3 protein-coding genes are annotated in these 2,295 nt (G+C 71.9%); all 3 read left to right on the top strand.

Features of this window, described 5'->3' with window-relative positions; translation table 11 throughout:
* Positions 1-132: 132 nt before the first annotated feature.
* The gene (locus ACIQOV_RS38050; protein ID WP_401055340.1) at positions 133-600 is read left to right on the top strand and encodes a hypothetical protein; all 468 of its coding nucleotides are present in this window, start codon (positions 133-135) and stop codon (positions 598-600) included.
* A gap of 101 nt (positions 601-701) precedes the next feature.
* The gene (locus tag ACIQOV_RS38045) at positions 702-1,367 is read left to right on the top strand and encodes a DUF3105 domain-containing protein (protein WP_401055339.1); all 666 of its coding nucleotides are present in this window, start codon (positions 702-704) and stop codon (positions 1,365-1,367) included.
* Between the two features lie 125 nt (positions 1,368-1,492).
* A complete protein-coding gene (locus ACIQOV_RS38040; protein WP_401055341.1) occupies positions 1,493-2,125 on the top strand; it encodes a DUF305 domain-containing protein in 633 nt (210 codons plus the stop codon).
* Positions 2,126-2,295: the final 170 nt, after the last annotated feature.

The raw sequence follows: 2,295 nt of genomic DNA, 5'->3' as shown, positions 1-2,295 counted from the left end.
CCCGAAAATGAGGGCCGATGGGGGGCATCGCATCACTCGTTCGGCTGATTAAATGTGCGCATGACCGCGTCGGCCCCCAGTTCGCCCCGACCGGGGAGGGCCGCATCCGCGGGCCGCCCGGCAGGTGGGCTGTTGGTCCTGCTGCTCGTCACGCTGTTGACGCTGCTGCCCTGCGCGGGCCAGGCGAAGGCGGTGGACGGCTCCGGCCAACCGGCGCCGCACGCGGCCCCGGTCAGCGCCGTCACCGTCGTCAGCGTGGTCAGTGTCCAGGTCGCCACCGGGCACTCCTCCTACACCGGCCACGCCGCGAAGGTCACCGGGTCCGCGAAGTCCTCGGACCACCACCGGACGGCCGAGGAGCAGGGGCACTGGATCCTCTGCACCGCAGACGGCCAGCCGCCGCGCAACAACGGCTGCTCCAGCCACCCGTACTGCTCGCAGGACGCCCAGCTGCCGAACCCGCCGCCGCAGCCGCAACCCGCCGTGTCACCGCTGACCCCGGCCGCGCCCGAGGCGCTGCCCCGGGTGGTGCCCACCGGTCTGCTCGACGGCGCGCACCCGGTGCCCGATCTGCACGAACTCCAGGTCCACCGGTCCTGAGTGGAACCCACCGCCGGCGCAGCCGCCGACGGATCCGTTTCTCCTCTCACACCAGCTGACCGCCGCCACCGACCGGTGCGGCGGGGACAAGGACGACCATCATGGGTTCCGCCTCCAAGCAGTCCAACAAGCCCGGCGGCAAGCAGGACGGCCTCGACCGCCGCGCCCGGATCGCCGAGCTGCGCGCCGCCGAGCAGCGCCGCGACCGCCGCAACAAGATCGTCGCCTCGGTGGCGGCCGGCGTGCTGGTGATCGGTGCGATCGCCACCGGCACCTGGATCGTCATGGACCAGAACCAGAAGAAGAAGGACGAGGAGACCGCCGCCAACGCGGACATCCCGGGCGTGAAGACCTTCGGCGAGCTGAGCCGCACCCACGTCAAGGACAAGGTCACCTACCCGATGACCCCGCCGGTCGGCGGCGACCACAACGCGATCTGGCTGGACTGCATGGGCCACGTCTACGACCAGCCGGTCGAGAACGAGCGCGCCGTCCACTCGCTGGAGCACGGCGCCGTCTGGGTGACGTACAACGGCAAGGCCACGCCGGACGACGTCAAGACCCTCTCCGACCGGGTCAAGAAGACCCCGTACTCGCTGATGAGCCCGTACCCGGACGAGCAGGGCACCATCACCCTGAACGCCTGGAGCACCCAGCTGACCGTGGACAGCGCCAGCGACCCGCGGGTGGAGCAGTTCTTCACCAAGTACGTCCAGGGCAAGCAGACCCAGGAGCCGGGCGCCTCCTGCACCATGGGGCAGATGTGACCGCCGGCGCGGGCCGCCCCGGCGAGGCCGTGACGGCGGACGGCGCGGACAGCGCGGGCGCCCTGGACGCCGTGGACGCCGCGGCGGACGGCGTCCAGGAGGTGGGGGCCCCGCGCCGCCGCCGCATGTGGTGGCCGGCCGCGCTGGCCGCTGCCGTGGCGCTGGCGCTCGGGGTGCCGGCCCTGGTGGCGAGCGGGACCTCGGCGTCCGGCTCGTCCACGCTGTCCGTCCCCGCGAACGACTCCCCCGAGGCCGGGTTCGCCCGCGACATGGCGACCCACCACCAGCAGGCCGTGGACCTGTCGTTCGTCGTCCGCGACCGCACCGCCGACGAGCCGACCCGCACCCTGGCCTTCGACATCATCAACACCCAGGCCAACCAGCGCGGGATGATGATGGGCTGGCTCGACCAGTGGGGGCTGCCCCAGCACTCGACCGCCACGCCGATGGCGTGGATGAAGATGGGCCACGAGTACCAGGCCCACGACGGTTCGCTGATGCCGGGCATGGCCACCAACACCCAGATCGCGAAGCTGCGCACGCTCAGCGGGCGGGACGCCGAGGTGTACTACCTCCAGCTGATGATCGAGCACCACAAGGGCGGCGTCGAGATGGCCCAGGGCTACGTCGACAAGGCCCGGAACGATGCCGAGAAGCGGCTCGCCCAGTCGATGGTGGTCGCCCAGACCTCCGAGCTCCAGCTGATGACCGACATGCTCAAGGAGCGCGGCGCCAAGCCCGGCGTGCCCGCCTCCTGAGTGCTCGTTCCGCGGGCTCGCCCTGCGGCTCGTACGTGTCCTTCGGGTCCGGGTGTCCCCGGGTCCCACAGGTCTCGTACGTCCTGTACGTCCCGCAGGTCCCGCAGGTCCCGCAGGTCCCGCGTGTTCCCGGACGGCCGGGGCGCCGGCGGGGACGGTCCCGTACCGTC

Source organism: Kitasatospora sp. NPDC091257 (assembly GCF_044757675.1).
Lineage (GTDB): Bacteria > Actinomycetota > Actinomycetes > Streptomycetales > Streptomycetaceae > Kitasatospora > Kitasatospora lactacystinica.
The sequence above is the reverse complement of the archived record's forward strand: the minus strand, read 5'-3'. Positions and strand labels throughout refer to the sequence as shown.

Coding starts and splice junctions, on each gene's coding strand:
- ACIQOV_RS38045 (WP_401055339.1), top strand. CDS start 702: ATGGGTTCCGCCTCCAAGCAGTCCAACAAGCCCGGCGGCAAGCAGGAC.
- ACIQOV_RS38040 (WP_401055341.1), top strand. CDS start 1,493: ATGTGGTGGCCGGCCGCGCTGGCCGCTGCCGTGGCGCTGGCGCTCGGG.